Source organism: Limnohabitans planktonicus II-D5 (genome assembly GCF_001270065.2).
Lineage (GTDB): Bacteria > Pseudomonadota > Gammaproteobacteria > Burkholderiales > Burkholderiaceae_C > Limnohabitans_A > Limnohabitans_A planktonicus.
Genome location: NZ_LFYT02000003.1, coordinates 19,742 through 46,443, shown reverse-complemented (window position 1 = coordinate 46,443; position 26,702 = coordinate 19,742). Strand labels below are relative to the sequence as shown.

General features: G+C 59.3%; 15 protein-coding genes. 5 read left to right on the top strand and 10 right to left on the bottom strand.

Annotated features, from left to right (window positions below; genetic code table 11):
• Positions 1 to 9: 9 nt before the first annotated feature.
• Genes H663_RS42365 through H663_RS23260 form a run of 3 tightly spaced genes read right to left on the bottom strand, consistent with a single transcriptional unit; the run spans position 10 to position 3,851 of the window.
• A complete protein-coding gene (locus tag H663_RS42365; protein ID WP_053176652.1) occupies positions 10 to 2,805 on the bottom strand; it encodes a calcium-binding protein in 2,796 nt (931 codons plus the stop codon).
• Between the two features lie 3 nt (positions 2,806 to 2,808).
• Positions 2,809 to 3,654 carry a hypothetical protein gene (locus H663_RS23265; protein ID WP_133239953.1) on the bottom strand — a complete coding sequence of 282 codons (846 nt, stop codon included), beginning with the start codon at positions 3,652 to 3,654 and terminating at the stop codon, positions 2,809 to 2,811.
• Positions 3,648 to 3,851, bottom strand: a complete 204-nt coding sequence (locus H663_RS23260; protein ID WP_133239952.1) for a hypothetical protein — start codon at positions 3,849 to 3,851, stop codon at positions 3,648 to 3,650. Before H663_RS23260 ends, H663_RS23265 begins: the two co-directional genes overlap by 7 nt.
• A 425-nt stretch (positions 3,852 to 4,276) precedes the next feature.
• Between H663_RS23260 and H663_RS23255 the strand changes: the two genes are divergently transcribed.
• The gene (locus H663_RS23255; protein WP_053176656.1) at positions 4,277 to 5,377 is read left to right on the top strand and encodes an IS5 family transposase; all 1,101 of its coding nucleotides are present in this window, start codon (positions 4,277 to 4,279) and stop codon (positions 5,375 to 5,377) included.
• 519 nt (positions 5,378 to 5,896) lie between these two features.
• Here the strand turns inward: H663_RS23255 and H663_RS23250 are convergent.
• From H663_RS23250 to dnaE, 7 genes are all read right to left on the bottom strand, one after another.
• Positions 5,897 to 6,325, bottom strand: coding sequence for a hypothetical protein (locus tag H663_RS23250; RefSeq protein WP_053176658.1), 429 nt, complete (start codon positions 6,323 to 6,325; stop codon positions 5,897 to 5,899).
• A complete protein-coding gene (locus H663_RS23245) occupies positions 6,318 to 6,713 on the bottom strand; it encodes a hypothetical protein (protein ID WP_133239951.1) in 396 nt (131 codons plus the stop codon). The genes H663_RS23250 and H663_RS23245 overlap by 8 nt, the downstream gene beginning before the upstream one ends.
• Positions 6,714 to 6,886: 173 nt before the next feature.
• The gene (locus H663_RS23240; protein WP_053176662.1) at positions 6,887 to 9,571 is read right to left on the bottom strand and encodes a calcium-binding protein; all 2,685 of its coding nucleotides are present in this window, start codon (positions 9,569 to 9,571) and stop codon (positions 6,887 to 6,889) included.
• A gap of 2 nt (positions 9,572 to 9,573) precedes the next feature.
• Positions 9,574 to 10,491 (bottom strand): SEL1-like repeat protein, encoded by a 918-nt coding sequence (locus H663_RS23235; protein WP_053176664.1) that lies wholly within the window; start codon positions 10,489 to 10,491, stop codon positions 9,574 to 9,576.
• Positions 10,488 to 10,844, bottom strand: a complete 357-nt coding sequence (locus tag H663_RS23230; RefSeq protein WP_053176666.1) for a hypothetical protein — start codon at positions 10,842 to 10,844, stop codon at positions 10,488 to 10,490. The genes H663_RS23235 and H663_RS23230 overlap by 4 nt, the downstream gene beginning before the upstream one ends.
• A gap of 12 nt (positions 10,845 to 10,856) precedes the next feature.
• The gene (locus H663_RS23225) at positions 10,857 to 11,408 is read right to left on the bottom strand and encodes a hypothetical protein (RefSeq protein WP_053176668.1); all 552 of its coding nucleotides are present in this window, start codon (positions 11,406 to 11,408) and stop codon (positions 10,857 to 10,859) included.
• 1,355 nt (positions 11,409 to 12,763) lie between these two features.
• The gene (gene dnaE / locus H663_RS23220) at positions 12,764 to 16,330 is read right to left on the bottom strand and encodes a DNA polymerase III subunit alpha (protein ID WP_053176674.1); all 3,567 of its coding nucleotides are present in this window, start codon (positions 16,328 to 16,330) and stop codon (positions 12,764 to 12,766) included.
• A gap of 518 nt (positions 16,331 to 16,848) precedes the next feature.
• On the opposite strand from dnaE, the gene H663_RS23215 reads away from it, so the two are divergent.
• The 4 genes from H663_RS23215 to H663_RS23200 are packed head-to-tail and all read left to right on the top strand — an operon-like array spanning position 16,849 to position 25,997.
• Positions 16,849 to 19,806, top strand: coding sequence for a glycosyltransferase (locus tag H663_RS23215; RefSeq protein ID WP_053176676.1), 2,958 nt, complete (start codon positions 16,849 to 16,851; stop codon positions 19,804 to 19,806).
• 8 nt (positions 19,807 to 19,814) lie between these two features.
• Positions 19,815 to 20,546: a class I SAM-dependent methyltransferase gene (locus tag H663_RS23210; RefSeq protein WP_053176678.1), complete on the top strand. Its 732-nt coding sequence runs from the start codon at positions 19,815 to 19,817 to the stop codon at positions 20,544 to 20,546.
• A 27-nt stretch (positions 20,547 to 20,573) separates the two neighbouring features.
• Positions 20,574 to 21,797 carry a glycosyltransferase family 4 protein gene (locus tag H663_RS23205; RefSeq protein WP_053176680.1) on the top strand — a complete coding sequence of 408 codons (1,224 nt, stop codon included), beginning with the start codon at positions 20,574 to 20,576 and terminating at the stop codon, positions 21,795 to 21,797.
• A 27-nt stretch (positions 21,798 to 21,824) separates the two neighbouring features.
• Positions 21,825 to 25,997 carry an O-linked N-acetylglucosamine transferase family protein gene (locus H663_RS23200; protein ID WP_053176682.1) on the top strand — a complete coding sequence of 1,391 codons (4,173 nt, stop codon included), beginning with the start codon at positions 21,825 to 21,827 and terminating at the stop codon, positions 25,995 to 25,997.
• The last annotated feature ends 705 nt before the right edge of the window (positions 25,998 to 26,702 follow it).

The following is a 26,702-nucleotide window of genomic DNA, read 5'->3' as shown; positions in this document are numbered from 1 at the left end:
TGCACGAACTCACTTCCAGTTGGCGGCCAAAGTCGCAGACAAGGCCGTCTGATAGCTCGCGCCCAATGTCGTTTGGCCAGCGGCTGGCGGTGCAAATGTCGCCATGGCATTGACCAAGGCATTGACTTGCGTGTTCAACAGCGTCTTGCCATCACCGGCCTTGAACTGCTCAATCTGATTGGCCGAACCGCTGTACCAGTTTTGTACAAGCACCTGATCGGCAGTACCGATCACACTGACCTGCAAATCATTGCCCGAGCGCTTGAACCACAATTGAGAAGAACTGACCGAACTGTCCCACTGGGCAATATCCAAACTGCCAGTTGTGGCATCCGACTCCACAATGGTGTCTTTCCCCGCACCCCGCGCCAACACATAAGTGTCACCACCGGAGCCGCCCGTCAACGTGTCATTGCCAGCGCCGCCCAACAAGACGTTGGCATGGGCATCTCCCGTGAGCTGATCGTCATAAACGCTGCCAGTCACGTTTTCAACACTGTTGAGCGTGTCACCCCATGCTCGGCCACTGACTGCTGCAACCCCATAACCACCACCATGGGTCTGACTTGCCACAGGTGCAGCCGTTCCTGATGTGTTGAAGTTAAAACTGCCACCCAGGACATTCCCGTTGGTGTACTTGGCTTGCAAGGTCTGAACAGTTACACCCTGCTCGGTTTCGACCAGCTTCAACTGCACCGCCTTGGTCATGCTGGCATCCAACGTGGCCGCCCACAAAGTCACCTGACCTTCAATATTGCGATTGACCAAAATCGCCTGACCCGTCATGGGCTTGCCATGGTTGATCCACGAGCCTTGCATCACAAAACTCAAGCCCTCCACATCCAGATCTGCCAATCGCACACCCTGGGCCAGCATGCTGGCCGTGCCACTGACAAAAGTGCTACGTTGAATCAGCTCGTCTTGCTGTCCGGTTTCCAAGTTCACCCGAACACCTTGGGTCTGGCCCGCAGCACGGACTGTGGCGCTGTAATCAGCGGCATCCATACCAGCACCACCCATCAAGGCGTCGCGTCCCGCACCGCCAGACAGGGTGTCATTGCCTGCACCGCCCAACAAAACGTTGGCATGGGCATCTCCCGTGAGTTGATCGTCATAAACGCTGCCAGTCACGTTTTCAACACTGTTGAGGGTGTCACCCCATGTCTGGCCACTGACTGATGCAACCCCATAACCACCACCATGGGTCCGACTTGCCACAGGTGCAGCCGTCCCCGATGTGTCGAAGTTAAAACTGCCACCCAGGACATTCCCGATGGTGTACTTGGCTTGCAAGGTCTGCACAGTCACACCTTGCTCGGTTTCGACCAGCTTCAACTGCACCGCCTTGGTCATGCTGGCATCCAACGTGGCCGCCCACAAAGTCACCTGACCTTCAATATTGCGATTGACCAAAATCGCCTGACCCGACATGGGCTTGCCATGGTTGATCCACGAGCCTTGCATCACAAAACTCAGGCCCTCCACATCCAGATCTGCCAATCGCACACCCTGGGCCAGCATGCTGGCCGTGCCACTGACAAAACTGCCACGTTGAATCAGCTCGCCTTGCTGACCCGATTGCAGGTTCACCCGAACACCTTGGGTCTGGCCCACCGCACGGACTGTGGCGCTGTAATCAGCGGTATCCGTACCAGCGCCGCCCATCAAAAAGTCCCGTCCACCACCGCCCGCCAAGGTGTCATTGCCTGCACCGCCCAAAAGAATATCGGCAAAGCTCTGGCCTAGAAGCACATCTGCAGCGTCAGTGCCTTCAATCGCCTGCACAACAACCAGGCCCGTGGCAGAACTATTCAAACTTCCATTTGTACCCAAACCATCGGTAGTGCTGGCCACCAGGGTGCCTGTTGTGCTTGTGTTGCTGCTCACTGCTGCGTTGGTGCTCAGTGTTGCGTTGCTGCTCACTGTTGCATTGCTGCTCAGTGATGCGTTGCTGCTAGCTGTTGCGTTGGTGCTCACGGTTACGTTGCTGCTCAGTGATGCGTTGCTGCTAGCTGTTGCGTTGGTGCTCACGGTTACGTTGCTGCTCACGGCTGCGCTGCTGATCACTGTTGCATTGCTGCTCACTGCCTGTTTAGCCGTGTGCGCGCTGGTCGTGGTCACCAAGCTGGCGTTGTTGGGGGTGGTGCCAGTGAAGCTGGCAGTGTTCACAGCTTCAGCACCGTTGACCACACTGGGCGCTTGCGTGCTCGAGGTCGTGGCAGCAGAGTAATATTTGGTGCTGTTAGTAGCGAAGGACAATGACAGCTTTTGCACGGTGGTGTTCGCACCGATGATGGTCGAACTCGCCCCAGTCATGGCCAGCAACGGGTCACTGGTGGCGTTGGTGACGTCGGGCAAGAGAACTCGTTGAACGACTGTTGCTTCATTTTTTTCGATGGCTGTGATTGAAGGCAGGATGCCTTCGTTACGTGGGTCGATGATGTCGCTGAAGGCATTGAAACCGACCTGATTGGAGGCCAACTGTAGCTTCTGGTCGCTGAACTGCCCCAGGCCTCGCAACTCGGCCTGGGTCTGGGTGTCCCCCCAGATCGGCGTTGCAAAAGCGCCCTCGCCCGCATTGGCTCGAGCAGCTTCGGCAAACCACAGCTGCACTTGCTGAACATCTTTGCCCAGCGACCAGGGCGCGGGCTGGCCCTGTGCTTGATCCACTTTGCCAGCCAGCACATCGGCCACGTATTGGTAGGCTTGGGCGTAAGCACCCTTGGCATCAGCCCCTTTGTCCTTGGCCTCGGTAAATAGGCTGTTGATCTTGCTGAGTTGGGTGGTGGTGAAGGTGTACGACATTTTTTATTGCTCCCAGGATTGAACAAGATTCAGGACTGCGGTGTGGATTTCTTTCCAGTACGGCAACATGTCCGTCTGGAGCAAGTACTCGACAAACACTTTGTCGTTGTGCAAAGTGAAGGCGGCTTTTGCCCGCGTTTCTTTGGGGCTCGCCTTGCTGCCACCCCGAAAGCTATAGATGAAGGGCACAAAATAGCTCACCGGAATGCCCGGGTAAAACTCGTACTTCGGGTCATCCGAGACATAGCAATGGTCGTCCGTGGCCAGTTTGCCTTTGGCGCTGCGGTCCACATACATCGTCATGTCAAAGTACAGCTTCGTGGGCAGGGTGTCGGCATCAATGTGCCTCGGTTTACAGCTGTCATACGTGCTGCGTTGCCGCAAGGTCGAATCGTTGGCTTGCAGGGAAATCCGAACCCCATAAGGCGACATCAAACCCAGTTTGAGGGCTTCGCGTGCCAGCTTGGTCCCGGCGGCTTCCGTGCCATTGGCCATGTGCGCCAGCGGTATCCAGAACGCCACCGTTTCTGCCGATGCGCATTTGGGGTGCATCACTTTGGCAAAGCTGTAGGGAATTTTGTAGCGCACCCCGCCAAAGGTGCACTGATGTGCAGGCATGTCCTTACCCAGTATTTTTTGATTCCCTGGCTGAAACACGTCGTCCGCATAGAGGCCAACAAGTTCACCGCATCGATAGTGCGGCCCATCCGGGCATTTGCGCTTAGCGTCCAGTTGGGCGGGCGTCAGCGTTGCTGCTGCTGGGGTGTTGTGTCGGGTTTGGGCGTTAGAAGCCGTCCACACAAGAGCGCCCATGCAGGCCATGAGCATGGTGATTACATTCTTTAGCATGCCATCTTTTTTCGTTCGTTGGCGTTGCTGGCAATAAAGTCCAAATTCAGACCCCCGTCATACACCGACTCGTCTCCGGCGTAGCCATATTCCGTTTCATTGCCCGCGCCGCCCCACAGCTTGTCTGCCTGGCTGCAGCCGCCCATCAAACAATTGAAGCTGCCTGTACCTCTGAACATTGCTGTGAAATTACGCATGGTGGTTTGCTTCACTGAATTATTTAGCACCAACATTTTGACTTATTCACAAACTTATAACTTTGTAAAATTCGTTTTTATCAAAACATGCAACGACATGCCGCGCACTATTTACACATCGTTACTCATACGGTTGATGCTTGGCACTCATTCCGTCGCCAACGCCAGTGCAACGCTTTTCGATTGCGGTTTTCTCAGATGTCACTTTTCACCAAATAGAGGCCAATCCGTTTTGGGCACTTAAATGCCACCCCGTTTTCGGCATATACGAGCCAATGCGTGTACGACACATAAAGGCCAGATGATTTCCTTAACATAGGAGCCAGCCGAAGGCGCTCTAGCAGGCTGCTGAAATACTGACACGCTGAAAGCGTCAATTCAGCTGCGCGTTCGAGAATTCAGGCATCACAAAAAAACAGTTTGACATGCGCGGCGCAGACACCTTTACCGAGAGCTTGTTTCTGATGAAACGGCTGGATGATTTCGTACCTGCTGGACACCCTTTGCGAGCCATCCGTGAGATGGTCAACAAAGCACTGGTGGCCATGGACGGCTTGTTTGCGGACATGTATGAGGCTGACATCAAAGGCGGTCGCCCTAGCGTTGCCCCCGAGAAGCTATTGCGCGCCATGCTGCTGCAGGTGCTCTACAGCGTGCGCTCGGAGCGCATGCTCATGGAGCAAATTCAGTACAACATGCTGTTTCGCTGGTTTGTAGGACTGGCCATGGACGATGCAGTCTGGGTGCCCACGGTCTTCACCAAGAATCGCCAGCGACTCATTGCGCATGATGCGGTGGTCGAGCTGTTCAACCAGATCGTGGCGCAAGCTGATGAGCGCCAGCTGTTGTCGGGCGAGCACTTCAGCGTAGACGGCACTTTGATCCAGGCGTGGGCAGGCCACAAGAGTTTTGTGCCCAAGGATCGCCAAGATGGTGACGACAGCGATGGCAGCAACTTCCGCAACCAGCAGCGCAGCAACGAGACGCACGAATCCAAGACGGACGGTGATGCCCGGCTGTATCGCAAAGGCAAGACCGCCAGCGAACTGCGATTCATGGGCCACACACTTACGGACAACCGAAACGGCCTGGTGGTAAATGCCATGGTCACGCAAGCGGACGGCTACGCTGAGCGCGAAGCGGCAAAAGCGATGATCAACGATGTGCGCCAGTCGCATGAAGAAGAGACAACGCTCACGCTGGGGGCAGACAAAGGCTACGACGCGCAAGAATTCATCAATGCCTTGCAGCAGATGAACGTGTTGCCGCATGTGGCGCAGAACAAATCAGGGCGTAAATCGGCCGTACCCGATGCAGTGGCCGACAGTGAGGGTTACGCCATGTCGCGGGAAAAACGCAAGCGCATCGAACAAGGCTTTGGTTGGGCCAAGACTGTGGGCCACATGCGCCAGGTGTTGGTGCGAGGTTTGGAGAAAGTCGATCAGATGTTTGTGCTGACGATGGCTGCCTACAACCTCACGCGACTGCGCACGCTGGGACAGGTGCGTCTGCAAGGTGCCCGATGAGCGAAAAAAGCAGGGATAGGTGCGGCAAAACGCGGTTTTGAAGCGTTTCAAACCACTGGAATTTCAAAATGCGAAATGAAAATCTGAAAATGCATCTTCGGGGCAAGGTGGCCCCTCTGAATCGTTGAGTATTTCAGCAGCCTGCTAGCCATTTGTGGCGTGGGGTGCTGTGTGTCGTGTGTTGTCGGTCATGAAGAAACATCTTTGATGTGTAAAAAAAATTGGGTTATTGATCCAGCACGCTGACGAATGAAATGTGTGAGAAATGTCACCTCGTCGGCACTCGAAGAATCCGACATGATGGGTTTCGGAACTTCCGTCGTCCAGTCTTTGTGCACTGGCTGAATTGGCCGCAGGCGCCGCAAACTCACCCCCAGTGGCCACAAACTGGTTGAATTGGCTGGTCAGATAAGGGGAACGAGCGGCTGCATCGATCAGGGCTTGGCCTGCTGCGGGGTTGAATTGGTCTGCCCAATCCCTGATTGCCTTTACGGCTTGCGTAGTCAAAGTAGCCTTTTTTTACTCCTCCTTTTGCGTTAACTTGATATTCAAAACTTGTGCGTTGCGATCCAGATCGATGATCAGACTTGCGTCGTAAGAAGCAGTTGTGTTGCTGTTGGCATAAACCCAGTAACCCTTGGGATGAGTGGCCAGCGGCCTGGTCCCGGCAATAACTCTGGCCTCGTTGGTCATGGGTTTGAGGGGTCCAAGGGGATCACTGCCATTTACGCCGGGCATCAGGTGCTTCTCGATCAGTTCATGATCGAAGGGCAACACACGCTTGTAGTCACCGATGGTGAGACTGCCGTAACCGGGGGGCTTGGGGCTGCTTGTAATCCGGATGAGAAACTGAAACGGATTGTTTCCAATCGAAAAAAATCCCTTGGAATCGAGTACACCGCTCGGATCTTTCCGCTCCTCAATCCGTCCCTGCCCAAACTTATTCAAAAATAAAGGTGATGTCGATGTTTTGGTTGAGCAAGTGCGCCCGGTACGCCTCCATGAAATCGGCTCTGATTTCATCTAGTTTGTCGAGCAACCCTTCGGGGAATTTGGTGAACTTCAATCGCACCGTGTACTGTGCGATGTGGCTATCGGTCTTAGGCGTATAGCTCACCCTGTAGCCATACACGGGCCATTCATGGCCTTTCCAGTAAAACGACCAATACTCATTGGTGGTCTCGCCTCGGTCGTCGTAGGCATTTCGCAAATAAATGTCGCGCTCACGGTCGATCACCCAGTTCTTATGGCAGTACAAACCATGCGGCCAAGAGGTTTCTTCCACGCGGTACTTGACTATGTCTTCATCAGAAATTCGTTCATTCACGTATGTCATTTTTTGTCCTTTATGCGGGTAGATGAGTGCCATCAAAACGTGTGCCACTGCGTGTCGAATATGTCAAAACAACGCATTGTCAAAAGCACGTGAACAGCTTGAAATCCGCAACTCTGCGTCGGCCACACTACGCCAATATTTCAAACCAATAATTTCTTCAAGTTCAATCAGATTTACAGCCTGTTTGCTGCAATCAAAAAGTTCGGATCGTTGACCGCCCAATTGTTGTCAATCACCAAATTCACCACCTGACCTCCGGTAATGACGAAGTGCAGGTCATCGCCCTCGCCGCCCCACAGGCTGTCATTGCCCACCTGACCAAACATCACATCGTTGCCGTTTTGGCCCAGCAGCTTGTCTGCCCCCTCATTGCCTTCCAGCTGATCGGCTCCATCACCACCCCAGGCCAGATCGTCACCATTGCCGCCCACCAGCGCGTCGTTGCCCACGCCGCCGTCCAGCAGGTCATTGCCGTCTTGCCCCAGCAACACATCGTCACCCTCTTCGCCATAGACCGAGTCGTCCCCGGCGTAGCCATATTCCGTGTCGTTGCCGGTGCCACCCCACAGCTTGTCATTGCGCGTGGAGCCGCCCATTTCGTCATTGCCGCCACCGCCCAAGAAGTTCACCAACAAGTTGTTGTTAAAAAACCCCGTGTTCGCATACGTGCTGCTGTCAAAGCTGTCGGCCCCATCGGTGCCGATCATGTAGGTGCGGTTGCCGTTGTTGATCTTGACTTGGCTGGCCGTGAACGCCACAAAGCTGCCATTGCCAAACAAGTACACGTTGTCCGTGTCGCGCAAGCTGCGGTAGTTGCTGGCGGGCACGCCGCCATAGCCCGGCGCAGCAGGCAAAGCCGCCGCCGTGAAGCCGATGGCCACTGGCAAGCTGGCGTAGACAGGGTTGACTGGTGCCACAGGCCCAGTCAACACCGTGTTGCCCGGCGAATTGGCCGTGAGTGTTTGCGGCCGATCCGTGGGCACGTTGATCGTCGGTACCAAAGGCGCATCCGCAGAGGCCGACACGGTCAAGGCACTGCCCCGGGTGTAGAAGTTGTAGTCCGCACTCTTAAGTGGGCTGTTCACGCTCAACAACTCGCCACTGTCCAGATGTCCGTCCTCGTTCACATCAGCCCACAGGCGCACGCCGCTGGCTTCTGCGGTGCTCAGTTGCCCATCATTGTTGGTGTCCAGTGCGGCCAGTTGGGCAGCACTCAAGCCCTGGCCCTGCGCATTCATCGCCCGCGTGGTTTTGTTGGCAATGCTGGCGGCATTGTCAAAGGCACTGCTTTGGCTGTCGTAGAAAGCGCCGATCGGGTCGCTCCAGCTGGGTGGTGGCTGCAAACCCAAGCCACTGCTGCCCGTGCCGCCCAATGAATAGTCCACCACAAAATTGCTGCTTTGCTGGGTGAAGCTGTTGTAGGCGTTGCTGCTCAAGCCATTGTTCTGGTTGAGCTGCCACATCTTGTAAGAGGCGTTGTTGTTCTGCGCGGCGTCAAACAGGTTGTAGCTGACGGGGCCGAAGTCCAGGCTGCTGAAAGTGGGTGCCGTATTGGGGGTCGTGTTAGTGGGCGCAGGTGGGCCAACAAAGGTGTCGGTCTGGTAGACGTTGTCTGTGAGCCAGTTGCGGGTGGTGGTTTGGTTGTTGGCAGTGACCTTGAGCCCTGTACCTGTCAGCTCCCATGAAGTGCCTGCACCAAATTTGAGTTCATCAGTGCTGTCATTCCCCAGCAAAAGGCCTGCGCCATCTTCGCCCACTCTGGCTTTGAGGCCACCATCGGCCAAACTGTAGATGCTGGTGCCCAGATCGCCCAGATACAAACCATTGCCTGCATCGCTTTCAATGCCGCCGGCGCTGGCCAACTGTATGCCCCACTGGGGGTTTGCCCACACAGGGGCCAATGCAGAAAAATCTGCAAGACTGTCAGGTGCATCCAAGAATGGCGTCCAATCGTTGCCCGTCACAGCTTTGATCACTTGGTTCGCTTGGGCACTGCTCCACAAGCCTTGAATCTGCGCATCGGAGAATGCCTCCATCAAGATCGCTGAGGCAAATTTTTCTGGCTTGATGAGCAGTGCCTCAGACTCTCCACCCTGAATGACTTCGCCCAAGAGCCACAACTCTCTTGGGCTCATGCCCTTGGGATACACGAGTCGACACGTCACGCCTGCCGGATCAGTTGCGCCAACAGCCTGATCCAGTATCTTGTCCCACAGATTGTCAGGCGTCCCTGGGATTGGCTTGAGAATCTTTCCGGCCAATCCTGTTAAAACCTCCCCTAGTGAATTCGCGCAAATCGTGTAGTTTTGTTCTGTTGTCAACGGGCCTTTGAGCAAGGCATCCTTGAGAGGCGGGGCAATTTCTTTGGTGCCGTCCCAGAGTTGGCCTAACTGTCCAAGGATGCTGTTATTCCACTCAATGCGGCCATTGCTGTAATAGGTTTTAGCGCCAATATCCATAGGGCTGAGAAACTCAAGCTTGGCACCGTTTTGGCTTTTGAAGGTTATGAATTCACTCGCCAGGTTAATCATGTTGTCTCGAGCGTGCTCCAGTTGGCTACGTTCAAGCAGGCTCAATTTGCTGCTCTGGAGGCGCGTCCCCGCATCGGCGGCCACTTTGAGCATCTGGCTGCCGCTTTCGATAAAGCTGTTGTACTTTTGTACCGCCGCCAATTGGGCTAATTGGGCTTTTTCTAGTTGGGGTTTGAGGGTGGTGGCAAGGGCTGCGTTGTCATCGATTCGCCGCTGAATACTAGTGACAGTGGTATTTGCGTTTTTGTTAGCCTGCTGCAAGGCATAGAGTTGGGCTTGCCACTCAGTTTTGACGACGGGCAGAATAGATGTGTTGATGTTGCTCATATTCATTCTCCAAAGAGTTTTTGAGTTAATTTGATGCAGTCTTCAATGTTGGGGTGCCATCTGCGCAGTTGGTTCAGCTCGTCTTCAAGGACTAGACGGTCTTGCGGTGGCGCTTCGTTTCGGATGTACCCTTCAAAAAACGAATCAGCTTCACTGTCCTCATATTTGGCTAAGCTGTAGGCCCAGCAATACTCCAACTTTCGACTTGGTGGATCGACGAAGTTCAGTTCGCGCGCTCTCACCCACAGCGACCTCGCTCCATGGTCATAGCCTGACCGTAAAGCTTGATACGTCATCTCTAGACCAAGCTTTAAATCTTTGGGGGGGATGTAACCCGACATTCGCCACCCTCCCAATCGAATTAAACATGCAGGGTGCCCCAGCTCAGCGCCTTTTAGAACCCATAAGCGTCCTCGCTCCTCTTGCGGCGTCCAGTCCACCACCCCATAGGGCAGTTGAAACACGATGCCGCCATACAAACACATGGCCGCTGCGTTGCCTTGTTGGGCAATCTCTTCGAGCCGCTTGAGCGTGGGGCGCGGGTCACGCGCAAAGCTGTCGGGCGGCAGCACCTTGAGCGTGAGATAAGCCAGCTCCGAGCCTTCTTGCGCCATCTCAATCCAGCGTTGTTGGCGCTCTGCCCGTCCGTTGGGTGGGCCATAGCGGCGGCTGCTGCCATTCCACATCCACAGTTCACTGAACAGCTCGCGCTCCAGTTCTGCCCGCCGTTCAGCGCTTAGGCTTTGGGCTTTGCTGCGGTCAAAGTCCCCAAGGTGCGGAGGCTCTTCTCCAATGGGCACCATGTTCACAAAGATGCAAATGCCTTGCCAGTTCCACGCCACAAGGGCCGCTGTCAGCAGCAATGAGCCGCCTGCAATGAGCCAGCGACGGGCGCGTTTGGATTGCATCCAGTGTTTCATGCGGCTTGCCTCCAGGCGCTGTCGTTGGCTGCCCGCAGCTTGTCATTGCGCGTGGAGCCGCCAATCTCGTCGTTGCCGCAGGTGCCGCCGCCTTTGCAATTGCCAACGGCCAGATTTGACGCTGCGTTACTTTCTGATGCTGTCCGCGCCTGAACAAACAAGTTGGCCACGTTGGTCTGAAACTCCCCTTTCGGGACGTTGTCCTTGTCGTTGTTGGTGCCGTCAAAGGCGGCAAAGAACTGGAATTTGCGCGCGGTGGCTGGCGCGTTGGCCGCGTTGGCCATGGCCTGCTGCTTGGCGGCCTCTTGCTGCATTTGCTCGGCGGTCAATTGCCCTGTGACAGATGTTCCCATGGTGTGTTCTCCTTAAAACTTGTGATGGGAGGGGTAGATTTCGTAGGTGTACATTTGCTCTGACAGCCAATGTCTTAATACAGGCGGCGCCCCGTAATAGGGCTTTGGCCGGGTGGTGACGACATAGACGTACAAGTCTTTGCCGTCTATGACAAAGCTGACGCGGTGATCGTGCATGTCCTTAGGCAACCGGTCGCGCAAATCCACCCGGTGCTCAACCATCTCGCCGCTGCCCTTGAGCAGCCAGCGCACATACAGAAACTCGCCCACAGGCATGGGGCCGCTGACGCTTGTGTTGGCTGGAATGCGAGTCTCACCAGACTTAACTTTTTCTCTGACCATGTGGTATTGGTCGCCGTAGCTGTATTCCTGCAACTGCACATTGCTATTGGGGCCGCTGTACCAGCCGTCTTTCCAGCCGTCGAATGAAAAGTTGTGATCGACCTGACGCGGCCCGGTGGCGCAACCGGTCAGCGCTAGGGCGGTCACGAGGCATAACAGGAGTCGTCTGTACATGAACGGTATTTCCTTGTAATTGATGGCAGATGTGAAGGACGTGTTCAAAGAATGCGGCTGCAAACTAATTGAGACTAGGTGCAGCCAGGTTTACCGGCATGAAGTGAACATTGCTGAAAAATTGCACATGGTGTTTGGCTTCACTGAAACTTTCATTGATCCGGCACGCTGAAGTTTGAAATGTGTGATTCATGTTATCTCGTAGGTCGGTACTCGAAGAGTCCGACAATTTTGGTTGCGGCACAGGCCCATGTCGGGGTCTTCGACCGCCGACCTACAACATCGTTGCGCATTGAAAACTTCTCAGGGCCGGATCAATAGGGTCCGCCATCACCGCTTACACATCGACGCCTTTACCCCTTGATGTTTGTTGGACCATGGAAAAACGAGCAGACGGCATTTTGTAGGTCGGCTTCAGCCTCGACATGCGGCTTTTGCCGCAGCGGGCACAACGTCGGACTCTTCGAGTGCCGACCTACGGGATGTCATGGTGCGAAGGGCAAATGCCGCCTTGTAGGTCGGTGGTCGAAGACGCCGACAAGGGCATGCGAGCCAATGTGCTGCGCAACGAGGCTAACTGCCTGCACACAACGTCGGACTCTTCGAGTGCCGACCTACGGGATGTCATGGTGCGAAGGGCAAATGCCGCCTTGTAGGTCGGTGGTCGAAGACCCCGACAAGGGCATGCGAGCCAATGTGCTGCGCAACGAGGCTACCGGTCTGCACACAACGTCGGACTCTTCGAGTGCCGACCTACGCGGAAAGTAGTCGGACTCTTCGAGTGCCGACCTACGAGGGGCGTCATGTTGCGAAGGGCAAATGACGTCTTGTAGGTCGGTGGTCGAAGACCCCGACAAGGGCATGCGAGCCAATGTGCTGCGCAACGAGGCTTCTGGCCTGCACACAACGTCGGACTCTTCGAGTGCCGACCTACGGGATGTCATGGTGCGAAGGGCAAATGCCGCCTTGTAGGTCGGTGGTCGAAGACCCCGACAAGGGCATGCATGCCAATGTGCTGCGCAACGAGGCTAACTGCCTGCACACAACGTCGGACTCTGCGAGTGCCGACCTACGGGGCGTCATGGTGCGAAGGGCAAATGCCGCCTTGTAGGTCGGTGGTCGAAGACCCCGACAAGGGCATGCGAACCAATGTGTTGCGCAACGAGGCTACCGGTCTGCACACAACGTCGGACTCTTCGAGTGCCGACCTACGGGGAAAGTCGTCGGACTCTTCAAGTGCCGACCTAAGCGGAAAGTCGTCGGACTCTTCGAGTGCCGACCTACGGGGAAAGTCGTCGGACTCTTCTGGTGCCGACCTACGAGGGGCGTCATGTTGCGAAGGGCAAATGACGCCTTGTAGGTCGGTGGTCGAAGACCCCGACAAGGGCGCGGGCTGCCAGGCTTTATTGCGAGACGGTGCGCAGGTTCAGCATGGGGTGGTTGTCTTCGTAGACGATGGCGGCTTGGCCTTGGTCGGCTTGGGCCATCCAGCTGGCCAGGGCGGCGTCAGAGGGGAAGAATCGGGCTTGCTCGCCCAGCGCCAGCTCGGCGCGGGCGCCTACGGTGTCGCTGCGTCGCTCCAGTGTCAGGCGCACGGGCAGGCCGCGCACCAGTTCACCCTGTTCGGTTTCTTCGCGCTGGGCCGGGAATTCCTTGACCAGGCGGGCCACGTCGGGCGCTCGGCCATTGACGGTCACGCGCAGGAATTTGCCGTAGCGGCAACGGGCCTGCCCCAGGTCCATGATTTGTTCCATCTTGAGGCGAAAGCCTCCTGAAAAACGGTCGGCCTGCATCTTGGCCGTGACGATGATCAGCTCGTCGTCTTTGAGCAAATGTTTGGCCGAATTGATCAGACTTTCATCGGCAGTGGCCTCCATCACGCCCGATTTGTCGTCGAGCTTGAAGATCGCCACTTTGCCGCGCTGGCCGTTGATGATGCGCAAGTCGCTCACGATGCCCGCCAGCACCATGGACTCACGGCTGTCGATCAGGTCGTCGATCTTGCGGCGGGCAAACTGGCGCACCTCGCGCTCGACCGCATCAAACAAATGGCCCGACAGGTAAAAGCCCACGGCGGTTTTCTCAAAGGTCAGCCGCTCTTTAATGCCCCAGGGCATGACATCGGCCAGATCAGGCTCTTGCGTGCTGGAGCCGTGCGAGTCGTCGCCCAGCATGTCAAACAGCCCGCCCTGGTTGGCGTTGGCCGCTGTGGCGCTGGCAAATTCAAAGGCCTTGTCAATGCTGGCCGACAGCGCCGCCCGGTTCATCTGCAGCGAGTCAAAGGCCCCGGCCTTGATCAGCGCATCCACCGTGCGTTTGTTGATGCGCGAGCGGTCCACCCGCACGGCAAAGTCAAACAGGCTGGTGAAGGGGCCGCCTTCGTTGCGGGCGGCCACAATGGCTTCGATGGCCTGCTGGCCCGTGCCCTTGATGGCGCCCAGGCCGTAGCGGATGATTTTGTCGGTGACCGGCTCGAAGCGGTGCGTGCCCCGGTTCACATCGGGCGGGTCGAAGGTGATGCCGAACTTCAGGGCATCTTCGTAGAGCACCTTGAGCTTGTCGGTGTCGTCCATTTCCACCGTCATGTTGGCGCAGAAGAACTCGGCGGTGTAGTGCACCTTGAGCCAGCCGGTGTGATAGGCCAGCAATGAATACGCAGCCGCGTGCGATTTATTGAAGCCATAACCCGCAAATTTTTCCATCAGGTCAAAGACCTCGTCGGCCTTGTCCTGCGCAATGCCGTGGGTGGCCAGTGCCCCCGCGCGGAACTTCTCGCGGTGCTCGGCCATCTCTTCGGCCTTTTTCTTGCCCATGGCGCGGCGCAGCAAGTCGGCGCCTCCGAGCGAGTAACCGCCCAGAATCTGCGCCGTCTGCATCACCTGCTCCTGGTAGACCATGATGCCGTAGGTCTCACTCAGCATCTCGGCCACCGCCGGGTGCGGGTACTCCACCACTTCGCGCCCGTGCTTGCGCGCCACAAAGCTGGGGATCAGGTCCATAGGCCCCGGGCGGTACAAGGCGTTGAGCGCAATCAGGTCTTCCAGGCGACTCGGGCGGGCGTCGCGCAACATGCCCTGCATGCCTCGGCTTTCAAACTGGAACACGGCTTCGGTCTTGCCGTCCGAAAACAGTTTGTAGGTGGCCGCGTCGTCGATGGCGATGTTTTCAAAGGCGAAGTTCTCCTGGCCTTTGTGCCGCTTCATGATGAACTCGCGGGCAATCTCCAAAATGGTGAGCGTGGCCAGGCCCAAGAAGTCGAACTTCACCAAGCCCGCCGCTTCCACGTCGTCCTTGTCGTACTGGCTCACCGCCGATTCGCTGCCGGGCTGCTGGTACAGCGGACAAAAGTCGGTCAGCTTGCCTGGCGCGATCAGCACACCCCCGGCGTGCATGCCGATGTTGCGCGTCATGCCTTCGAGCTTTTGCGCCAGTTCGATCAGGGTCTTCACATCCTCTTCGCGCTCGATGCGCTCGGCCAGGATGGGCTCCATGGCAATGGCGTAGTTGTTTTTGTCGCCTTCTTTGGGCGTGGCGGGCGGGTATTGCAGCGTGACCGACATGCCCGGCTTGTTGGGGATGAGCTTGCTGATGCCGTCGCAAAAGGTGTAGCTCATGTCGAGCACGCGGCCCACGTCGCGGATCGCCGCACGCGCGGCCATGGTGCCGAAGGTGGCGATCTGACTGACCGCGTCGCGCCCGTATTTGTCCTTCACATAGTCGATGACCCGGTCGCGGTTGCCTTGGCAAAAGTCGATGTCGAAGTCGGGCATGGACACCCGCTCGGGGTTCAAAAAGCGCTCAAACAGCAAGCTGTATTGCAGCGGGTCCAGGTCGGTGATCTTGAGCGCATAGGCCACGAGCGAGCCCGCACCTGAGCCCCGGCCTGGCCCCACAGGGCAGCCATTGGCCTTGGCCCACTGGATGAAGTCACCCACGATCAGGAAGTAGCCCGGAAAGCCCATCTTCAAAATGGTGCCCAGCTCAAACTCCAGCCGCTCCACATAGCGCGCTCGCTCGGCGTTGCGTTTGGCTTCGTCGGGGTAAAGGTGCTGCAGGCGTTCTTCCAGGCCTTCAAACGAGACGTGGCGGAAATAGTCGTCCACCGACATGACCACGCCATTCACAGGCGGGATCGGAAAGTTCGGCAGCTGCGGCTTGCCCAGCACCAGCGTCAGGTTGCAGCGCTTGGCAATTTCCAGCGTGTTGGCGATGGCGCTGGGCACATCGGCAAACAAGTCGCACATCTCTTGCGAGGACTTGAAATACTGATCCCGGGTGAAACGCCGCACCCGGCGCGGGTTGGCCAGGATTTCACCTTCGGAAATGCACACCCGCGCTTCGTGGGCTTCGTAGTCCTCGGTCGCCAAAAACTGCACCGGGTGAGTGGCCACCACGGGCAAATGCAAGCGGGCCGCCAAAGCCACCGCGCCTGCCACTTGCGGCTCGTCTTCGGGGCGGCCTGCGCGCTGCAGTTCCAGGTAAAAACGGTGCGGAAAGATGGACGCCAATTGCAGCGCCACATCGGCGGCCTTGTCGCTGTCGCCTTGCACCAGGGCCTGCCCCACGGGGCCGGCCTGCGCGCCAGACATGAGGATCAGGCCTTCGGCCAGCTCCTTGAGCCAGGCCAGCTTGACCACCGCCACGTTTTTGACCACGTTTTGGGTCCAGGCCCGGGCCAGCAGTTCGCAAATGTTCAGGTAACCCTGGTGGTTTTGCACCAGCAAGGCCACACGGCTGATGACCCCCTGGTCCCCGCCCAGGCCTTCAAGGTTGATTTCTGCGCCCAGAACCGGCTTGACGCCTTTGCCCCGGCCTTCCTTGTAGAACTTGACCCCGCCAAACAGGTTATTCAGGTCGGTCAGGCCCAAAGCGGGCTGGCCGTCTTTGGCCGCCGCCTTGAGCACTTCGTCAATGCGGCAGGTGGAGTCAACGACGGAAAATTCGGAGTGAAGGCGCAGGTGAACAAACATATCCGACCATTTTATGGACCCGGCACGCAGAAATTTGAAATGCGTGAGAAATGTCTTCTCGTAGGTCGGCACTCGCAGAGTCCGACGTGATGGGCTTCGGCACAGGCCCACGTCGGGGTCTTCGACCACCGACCTACGAAAACCTACGGCCCACGTCGGGGTCTTTGACCGCCGACCTGCGAAAACCTACGGCCCACGTCGGGGTCTTTGACCGCCGACCTACGAAAACCCACAGCCCCACGTCGGGGTCTTCGACCACCGACCTACGAAAACCTACGGCCCACGTCGGGGTCTTCGACCACCGACCTGCGAAAACCTACGGCCCGCGTCGGGGTCTTCGACCGCCGACCTGCAACTTCTTTGTGATGACCGGCTCCAAGCGGCGGCGCCAGCAGGCTTCAGCTGGCCAGTCGATGCGCATCGGGCACTACCCGTTTTCAATGAGACAATGTTCTGACAGATAGGACACGCAAAACCCGTTTTGCACCTGCTTTTGAATTCACATTTGAATTTGTCACATGACCCAACACGTCAAAAAGCCGCGCATCGGTTTGATCATGACCGAAGATGCTGTGTCCATGGACACCCCCAAGCTGATGGGCAGGCAGTCTGCAGGGCATGGGTTCCTCAAGGCCTGCCTGCAAAACCCCGATCTGCGTGAGCGCATCACCCTGGTCACCCCTAGCGGAAAACCCCGCGAAGCGGTGCAGGCGGTGGTCAAGTCTCTCACTGCCAAAGAATCTTCCCCCGCTCCCCTGCCCTGTCTGGACCTGAACGCCCCTGCCCAGTGGGCCGCGCTGGATGTGCTGCACATGCCCGCCCCGCTGGCCAATCTGCAAATGAGCCAGCGCAGCGCCTGGCGCCTGAACCACCTGGTGTTCAGCGGCGTGACCCACACCATCAGCTCGGCCCACGTCATGCAGCAACTGGCCGACTATGTGAGCGCTCCGACCCGCCCAAGCGATGCGCTGATCTGCACCTCGCAGTCGGTGCGCACAGCGGTGGAGCGCATCTGGCGGGTGGAAAAAGCCGTGTTGCAGCGCCGCTTTGGCAAGTTTGAACGCCAGCCCGAATTGCCCGGCCTGCCCATCATTCCCCTGGGCGTGCACACCCAGGACTTTGCCTTCAGCCCTGCGGACCGCCTGGCGGCCCGCACCACGCTGGGTTTTTCGCCACAGGATCTGGTGGTCTTGTTTGTGGGGCGGCTGAGCTTTCATGCCAAGGCCAACCCGGTGGCCCTGTACCGCGCTGTGGCCGAGGTGGCGGTGCGCACCGGCCAGCGCATCCGCATTCTGGAATGCGGCTGGTTTGCCAACGACGCCACTGAAAAAGCCTTCAATGAAGTGGCCTTGCAGCACAACGTGCAGGTGCTGCGCCTGGACGGCCGCAAGCCCCACGCCCTCAAACGCAGCCTGGCTGCGGCCGACGTGTTTTGCTCGCTGTCGGACAACATTCAGGAAACCTTCGGGCTGACCCCCATCGAAGCCATGGCGGCAGGTCTGCCCTGCATCCTGAGTGACTGGGACGGTTACCGCGAAACCTTGCAGCACGGCCAGCATGGCTTTTTGATCCCGACCCAAATGCCGGGGCCATCGGGACTGGACCGCATCGAGCAGCGCTTTGCCAGCGAGCAGCTGAACTACGACCATTACATCGGCCACATGCAAGCCGTGACGGCGGTGGACGTGGAGCTGACCGTGCAGGCCCTGCAAACCCTGGCCACCCGGCCCGATCTGCGCCAGCAAATGGGTGCCGCAGGGCAAGCGCATGTGCGCCAGCACTACGACTGGGCTGGCGTGGTGGCGCAGTACGAGGCCTTGTGGACCGAACAAACGGCGCGCCAGGCGCAGCACCGAGGCATCAGACTGCCCCGCGTGAATGCGGCGCAACTGAGCCCGGCCGACCTGTTTCGCCACTACCCCACCCAGCGCCTGACACCCGACACCCCCCTGTACCTGGCACCGACCACTGGCGTTTACACCGGCAAAGCGGCTGCTTCGGCTGCCCAAGCGGCGCGCCAGTGGGACATGTGGGCTTTTCTGGCCCAACACTGGATTGCAGGCCCTGATCAAGTGAGCAAAGCCACACTGGCGCTGCACCCGGAACAAGCGCAAAGCATTCAGCACTGGGGCCAGACCCAGCAACTGAGCCGCCCCCAAAGCCTGCGCCTGGCGGCTTGGCTGATCAAAATCGGTCAGGCCAGCACGCAGCCACCGGCACCAGACAGCGCTTTGCGCAGCGTGCACCTGATCGCAGGCGACAAACAGCACGCCGCGCAAGCCGATCTCCGAAGGCTGCTGACCGACAAGCGCTGCTTGCTGAGCCAGACGCCCGGCACTTTGCAAGAACAGCTGCACCAGATTCAGCTGAGCGGCGGGCATGCGGTGCTGCTCTCGCCCCAAGAAACGCTGCATGACTTCTGGCTGGTCGAACGCCTGCACGATGCCTTTGCCCGATTCGCGCTGGTCAAGCTCTCGCCCAATGCACTGGCCATTCGTCACGACCTGCTGGTCCAATTGACAGGATTGACGGCCAAGTCAGCCTTGCAAAACTTGAATTGGCCCACCCCATCGGCCCGGATTTATGCGGCTTTGCAGCAGGCGGCACAAAAACACCAACGGCCAACAGGCGACTGGCCTGTGGCCCTGAGCCCCGCCACTGTCGCGCAAAAATCCAAAAAGCAAGCCTTGGCTGATGCCCCCCTGGTTTATCCCGCCCCCCCGCCTGGCCAACTGGTGTTTGTCTGCGCCACGCGCCTGAGCACGGCAGACTTCTGGACACAAGCGCCCCTGGGCCTTGCCTTGACCGACTTGCAAAACCGGGGCGTGGACTTTCGGCTGGAACTGGCCAGCCACAACACCAGCCCGCTGGCCACGCACTACAACAAGGCCATCGCGCTGAGCCAAGCAGACAGCATGTTGGTGTTCTTGCACGACGATGTTCGGCTCGATGATTTTGCAATCGCGCAACGCTTGTCAGAAGCACTGGCCGTGTTCGATGTCGTGGGCGTCGCGGGCAACAAAGGCGTCAACCCAGGCCAGGGTGCCTGGGCTTTTGCCGAAAAAATGGGCACATGGGACTTGCCGCACAAGCTGCTGGGTGGGCTCCACCACATCACCCCCAAACACCCCAACGGTTTTAGCCTGTATGGCCCCACGCGAGCGGCCGCCCGCTTGCTGGATGGCGTGTTCATCGCTGCGCGGGCGGGCACACTGCAAGAAGCCCATGTGCAGTTTGCCCCGGAGCTGGCTTTTCACCTCTACGACCTGGACTTTTGCCTGCAAGCGCACCGCGCCGGTTTGCGCCTGGGGGTCTGGCCCATTGCCATCACCCATTTCAGTGCTGGCGACTTCAGCACTGAGTCTTGGAAAAACGCCTACAAAACCTACCGCCAACTGCATTGGCCCCAAGCCACCCAGAAAGCGGACAAAGTCGCCCCCAACCCCGCAGCCACCAAGCCCCTGGCCGCAGACTAGAGCACCCCATGAAGCCCCTTGCCGACAACCCCTTGTTGAACTACTTCATCAACAACAACCAGCGGGCCATTCACAAATGGACGCACTACTTCGAGATCTACCACCGCTGCCTGGCGCCCTATCGCCACCTGGAAAACCTGAAGTTCCTGGAGATCGGTATCCAGAACGGCGGCAGCGCCCAGATGTGGAACCAATACTTCACGCAGAGCAACTTCCACTACATCGGCCTGGACATCGACCCACGCTGCCAATCACTCGAAAAAGAAGGCCTGGAAGTCTGGATCGGTGACCAAGCGAGCAAGGACTTCTGGGCGGGCTTCAAGCAAAAGCACCCACAACTGGACATCGTGCTCGATGACGGCGGCCACACCATGGAGCAGCAGATCACCACTTTTGTGGAACTGTTCCCGGCGCTCAGTGATGGGGGGCTCTACATCTGCGAAGACACCCACAGCAGCTACCTGTCCAAGCTCGGCGGGGGCCTGAAAAAGCCGGGCACCTTCCACGAGTTTGTCAAAGGCATGATCGACGACATGCACGGCTGGTACCACCAAAGCGATGAAGCCATTGCCAAAAACTACCTGTGCAGGCACCTGTATTCGATCTCGGTGTTTGACTCGGTCATCGTCATGGAAAAACGCCGCAAAAACCCGCCCATGAGCCTGGCCACCGGCTTTGAAGGCCCGATCAGCAACCCGGCCTTCATGGACGCCAAGTTCCTCAAATCCAAACTGGGTTGAACGCGCAAGCCGCCGCCCGTGCCGACGATGAAAATCCTCTTTATCCATCAAAATTTTCCCGGCCAATACCGGGCGCTGGCACCCTCCATGGCCAAGCTGGGCCACGAGGTCATGGCCATCTCCAGCCGCAAGGAAACCACCATCCAGGGCATCCCTAATGTCAGCTACGACAACGCCCGGGGGTCCAGCAAAGCCATCCACCCCTGGCTGACCTCGACCGAGGCGGCCGTCATCCGGGGCGAAGCGGTGGCCCGCACCTTGACGCAACTCATGAAAAACGGCTTCACACCCGATGTGATCGTGGGGCACGCCGGTTGGGGCGAAATGATGCTGGTGCGCCACGTGGCACCGCACGCGCGCATCACCAGTTTTTGCGAGTATTTCTACAACGGCAAAGGCAGCGATGTGGACTTTGACCCCGAGTTTTCCGCCGCCCCGGACGCCGTCATGCGCTGCCATGTGCGCAACTTGCACCTGACCTCATCGCTGGTTGACTCCGACGTGGGGCTCTCGCCCACCGAATGGCAGGCCAGCCAGTTCCCAGCGTTTTTGCGCCAGCGCATCGAAGTCTGTCATGACGGCATCGAAACCCACCGCCTCACGCCCCGGGAAGACGCCTGGATACAGCTGGGCCGCGACAACATCAAGGCCCAGATGGGCGATGAAATCATCACCTTCATCAACCGCAACCTCGAACCCATGCGCGGCTACCACAGCTTCATGCGGTCCTTGCCCCACATCCTGGCCGAACGTCCCAATGCCCGCGTCATTTTGCTGGGCGGCAGCGAAGTCAGCTATGGCCCGGCGCCACCCACAGGCGGGGGTTACAAGGCCCAGTTCCTGCGTGAAGTGCAAGACAAAATCGACCTGTCGCGGGTGCACTTTGTCGGCCAGGTGCCCTACACCACCATGGTCAACATGCTGCGCGTCTCGGCCGTGCATGTGTACCTGACGGTGCCCTTTGTGCTGTCCTGGTCCATGCTCGAAGCCATGAGCCTGGGCTGCTGCGTGGTGGGCTCGGCCACGCCGCCGGTGCAAGAAGTCATCACCCACGGCCAAAACGGCTTGCTGGTGGACTTTTTTGACCCCGAAGCCATTGCCCGCCAGGTGTGCGATGTGCTGGCCCGGCCGAAAGATGTCAAAGACATCCGCCGAGCTGCGCGTGCGCATGTGGTTGAGCATTACGACTACCAACAGGTTTGCCTACCGCGCCACCACCAGATCATCACCGGCATGCCCATGCCCGCATGACCACCCTACCTAGGCCCCTGTTGACCTATGGCTTCTTCTGCTTCTTCTGATTCTCCTGCGGCTTTGCCAGCTTTGGACCCCGCCGTCCTGGCCAAGGCCCAAGCCCTGTTCGCGCTGGGTGCGCAACTGCACGCCGACAAACGCCTCGATGGATCGCAGGCGCTCGCCACCTTCGAGCAAGCCCGTCAACTGGCCCCCAGCAGCCCCGAAATCCTCAACGCCCTGGGGGCCGTGCTCTCGCGCATGGGACGCCATGAAGAAGCCATGGGCTATTTTGCTCAGGCCCTGCAACACCAGCCCCTGCATGCCGACGCGCTGGAAAACCTGGCCGGACTCTTGCACCGCACCCAGCGCTATGAGCAGGCCGCCGAGCATCTGCAGCGCTGGCTGCAAGCCGCTGCCGGGCAAGCCCAGTTAGCCCCCTATGTGATGGGGCGACTGGCCTACACCCGCCGCCTGATGGCCGACTGGCGCGACGATGACGCGCAAATACGAGCCTTGCAGCAGGCCCTGAACGCCGGACAAACGGCAGCGTTTCCGTTTGAGTTTTTGGGCTTCAGCGACGATCCGGCCGAACACCTGACCAGCGCCCGCACCTTGGTGGCCGACCGCCACCCCGCCAAACCCCAAGCCTTGTGGCAAGGTCAGCGCTGGACGAATACGCGCATCAAAGTGGCCTATGTGTCCAACGACTTTTGCAACCACGCCACGGCGGTGCTGCTGGCGCAGGTCCTGGCCTTGCATGACAAAAACCGGTTTGAAATCTTTGCCTTGTCCTGGAGCCCGCTGCAAGACGCCATGCACCAGCGCATCCGCAACGCGGTCGAGCATTTCATCGACATCTCCAAACTGAGCGACGAACAGGTGGCGCAGTGGCTGCATGCCCAGCAAATCGACATCTGCATGGACATCAAGGGCTTTGCCAGCCATTACCGCCTGGGCATTTTTGCGCACCGGCCCTGCCCCCTTCAGGTCAGTTATCTGGGCTACCCCGGCTCTTCGGGTGCGCCCTATATGGACTACCTGATCGCCGACGCGCATGTCATCGCGATCGAAGACAGCGTGCACTACAGCGAACACCTGGTGCGCCTGCCGCACAGCTACCAGGCCAACGACCCCACACGCGAGGTGGCACCCCCACCCACCAGCCGCCAGGCGCTGGGCCTGCCCGAGCGCGGCAACGGCACCCAGGGCTTTGTGTTTGCCTGCTTCAACAACAGCTACAAAATCACCCCCGAGCTGTTTGCCCAGTGGATGCAAGTCTTGCAGGCCACACCGGGCAGCGTGCTGTGGCTGCTCGAAGCCAACGACTGGGTCAAAAACAATTTGCGCCAGCAAGCCAGCGCGCAGGGCGTGGACCCGGCCCGCTTGCTGTTTGCCCCGCGAGTGCCCACGCCCGAGCACCTGGCCAGGCACGCCGGGGCCGACCTGTTTTTGGACACCTTTCCGGTCAACGCACACACCACCGCCGCCGACGCCTTGTGGATGGGCCTGCCCGTGCTCAGCCGCTATGGGCGCAGTTTCTCCAGCCGCGTGGCCTATTCGCTGCTGCACGGCTGCCAAGTGCCCGGCGGCGCGCCGCTGGTGCAAGAGCTGGCGGTGGAGCAAAGCGATGGGTATGTGCAGCGCGCCATTGATCTGGCCCGTGACCCGGCCCGTTTGCAGCGCCTCAAAGACCACCTGCACATGCAGCGCGCCCGTCTGCCGCTGTTCGATGCTGAGCTGACCTGCCACCACCTGCAAGCCGCTTACAGCGCCATGTGGCAGCGCTGGCAAGCGGGCTTGGCCCCAGCGGCCATGGACATTGCCGCCAGCGAACCGACCCGCTCAGCGCCTGTGCCATCCCAAGCCCAAGCACAGACTCAGCCTGTGACCACCGACCTGGCACAAGCCACGGCCAGCCAGCTGCAAACCCTGAGCCTGGGGCTGCTGACCTCGGGGCCGCCGCAGTTGGCATTGGCCGTGTTTGATGCAGCGCTCAAGGCGCGCCCGCAAGAGTCGGCCCTGTGGCGGGCCCGTGCGCACACCGCCTTGCGCCTGCCCGAAGCGGCCCTGCGCGCCCAAGGCCTGGCCGACTTGCAGCGCGCCCACCAGCTCGACCCCACGCATGAGCGCCTGCGCTTTGAACTGGCGCTGACGCTGGAGCAATCGGGCGATGTCGCCGCCGCTTGCCAGCACCTGGCGCATCTGGAAACGCAGGCCCCCCAAGACAGCCAATACCCCCTCAAACATGTGCGCTGCCTGCGCAGCATGGGCCAGCTCGAGGCGGCCTTGGCCGTGTGCCAGCAATGGGTGCAGCGCCAACCCTCTGAAGCGCAGGCCTGGACCCAGCAAGCCTCGGCGCACTGGGCGCTGCAACAAGCCGTGCCCGCCACAGCCAGCGTGCAAGAGGCGCTGCGCCTGGCCCCCGATGCCGCTGACGCCTTGAACCTGCGTGGCCTGCTGGGGCGCGAAAACGGCCTGCCCACAAGCCAAGCCCTGGCCGACTTTGAGCGCGCACACCGCCTGGAGCCTGCCAACCCCTATTACCTGTCCAACATCGCCATCACACTCGATGAGTTGGGCCGCCTGAGCGCCGCCCTGCCCTGGTGGCAAAGCCTGCTGAATTTGCCGGGCACGCCGCCCGCCGACGTGCTGCTGTTGCAGGCGCACGGTGCAGAACAACTGGGCAAAACGCAGCAAGCCATGGACTTGTTCCTCCAAGCCGCACAAGCAGAGCCGGACAACTTTGAAGCCTGGCTGCAATACGGCCACAGCTGCACCTCGCTGGGCAAAGACCAAGAGGCCAAAGACGCTTATGTGCAGGCCCTGCGCATTGCGCCGGACAATGTGCACGCCCTGTCGGCCCTCATGCGTGCCGAACGCTGCGTGGGCGACTGGCAGCACCACACCCCCAGTTTGGCGCAGGTGCTGCACGCCGCCGAGCACAGCGATGTGCCGGTCAACCCGTTTTTGATGACCATCGTGAGCGATGACCCCGCGCTGCAACTGCGGGTGGGCGAACTCGAATCGGCGCAAATCGGACAAAACATCACACCCATTCCCTGGCCCCCTGCAAGCCAAGCGCCCCGCCCTGCGGGCCAGCGCCTGCGCATCGGGTATTTTTCGGCCGATCTGCACGACCACGCCACCAGCTACCTGATGGCGCAGATGCTCGAATCGCATGACCGCCAGCGCTTTGAAGTGTTTGCCTACAGCTTTGGGCCTGATGCCAAAGACCATGCTTACCGCCAACGACTGGTGCGCGGCATCGAACACTTTCACCAGGTGCATCACCTGGGCGCACGCCAGATTGCCGAACTCGCGCGCACGCACGGCATCGACATTGCCGTGGATCTCAAAGGCCACACACGGCAAGGACGCCCCCAGATTTTTGCCTGGCGTGCCGCGCCCATCCAGGTCAGCTACATCGGCTTTCCGGGCACATTGGGTTCACCGTGGATGGACTATGTGGTGGCCGACACCCACGTCATCCAAGCCGAAGACCTGGTGCATTACAGCGAAAAAGTCGTGCGCCTGCCCGGCTGCTACCAGGCCAACGACACCCAAAGAGCCGTGGCCAGCCCCGGCTTCAGTCGGCAAACCGCAGGACTGCCCGCCGATGCCCTGGTGCTGTGCTGCTTCAACAGCACCTTCAAGATCAAGCCCGAAGTGTTTGACACCTGGCTGAGCTTGCTGCACGACCTGCCCCAAGCCGTGCTGTGGCTGTTTGACAAAAACCGTCAAGTGCAAGACACCCTGCGGCAAGTGGCGCAAGCGCGGGGCATTGCGCCTGAACGGCTGGTCTTTGCAGGCTATGCCCCGCTGCCCATGCACCTGTCGCGCTACCGCCTGGCCGACCTGTTTTTGGACACGGCCCCCTACAACGCCCACACCACGGCCAGCGACGCCTTGTGGGTGGGCTTGCCGGTGCTGACCCTGCGCGGACGCAGCTTTGCCTCACGCGTGGGCGCCAGCTTGCTCAGCACGCTGGGCCTGCCCGAGCTGATCACGCACGACCTGGCCCAATACCGCGCCAAGGCCCTGGCCCTGTGCCAACAACCCGGGCAACTGGCCGCCTTGCGCCAGCGCGTGCTCAAAAGCCCCCACCGCGCCGAGCTGTTTGACGGCCAACGCCTGGCCTCCCGCATGGAGGCGGCCTATCTGCGCATGGACCAACGTCACCAACAAGGCCTCCCGCCCGAGTCCTTCGACGTGTGACACGCCGTGGTGATGGGGGCGCAGCCAGTTGTCGGCTCTGTTGCCACCGACAAACATACTGGATTGCCGCGCTTCGCTCGCAATGACAGTGGTGATGCTGTGCAATACCACTTACCCCGTCATTGCGAGGAGCCTGCGACGTGGCAATCCAGTTGTCAGCCTCCGGCGCAGGCCCCATGTCGGAGTCTTCGACCGCCGACCTACGAGCGATGTCGGGGTCTTCGAACATCGACGTGATGGCAACGCCCCGTAGGTCGGTACTCGCAGAGTCCGACGTTTTCAGCCTCCGGCGCAGGCACCATGTCGGAGTCTTCGACCGCCGACCTACGAGCGATGTCGGGGTCTTCGAACATCGACGTGATGGCAGCGCCCCGTAGGTCGGTACTCGCAGAGTCCGACGTTTGCAGCCTCCGGCGCAGGCACCATGTCGGGGTCTTCGACCGCCGACCTACGAGGTGGCAGCGCCCCGTAGGTCGGTACTCGCAGAGTCCGACGTTTTCAGCCTCCGGCGAAGGCACCATGTCGGGGTCTTCGACCGCCGACCTACGAGATGGCAACGCCCCGTAGGTCGGCGACTCGCAGAGTCCGACGTTTTCAGCCTCCGGCGCAGGCACCATGTCGGAGTCTTCGACCGCCGACCTACGAGGTGGCAACGCCCCGTAGGTCGGTACTCGCAGAGTCCGACGTTTTCAGCCTCCGGCGCAG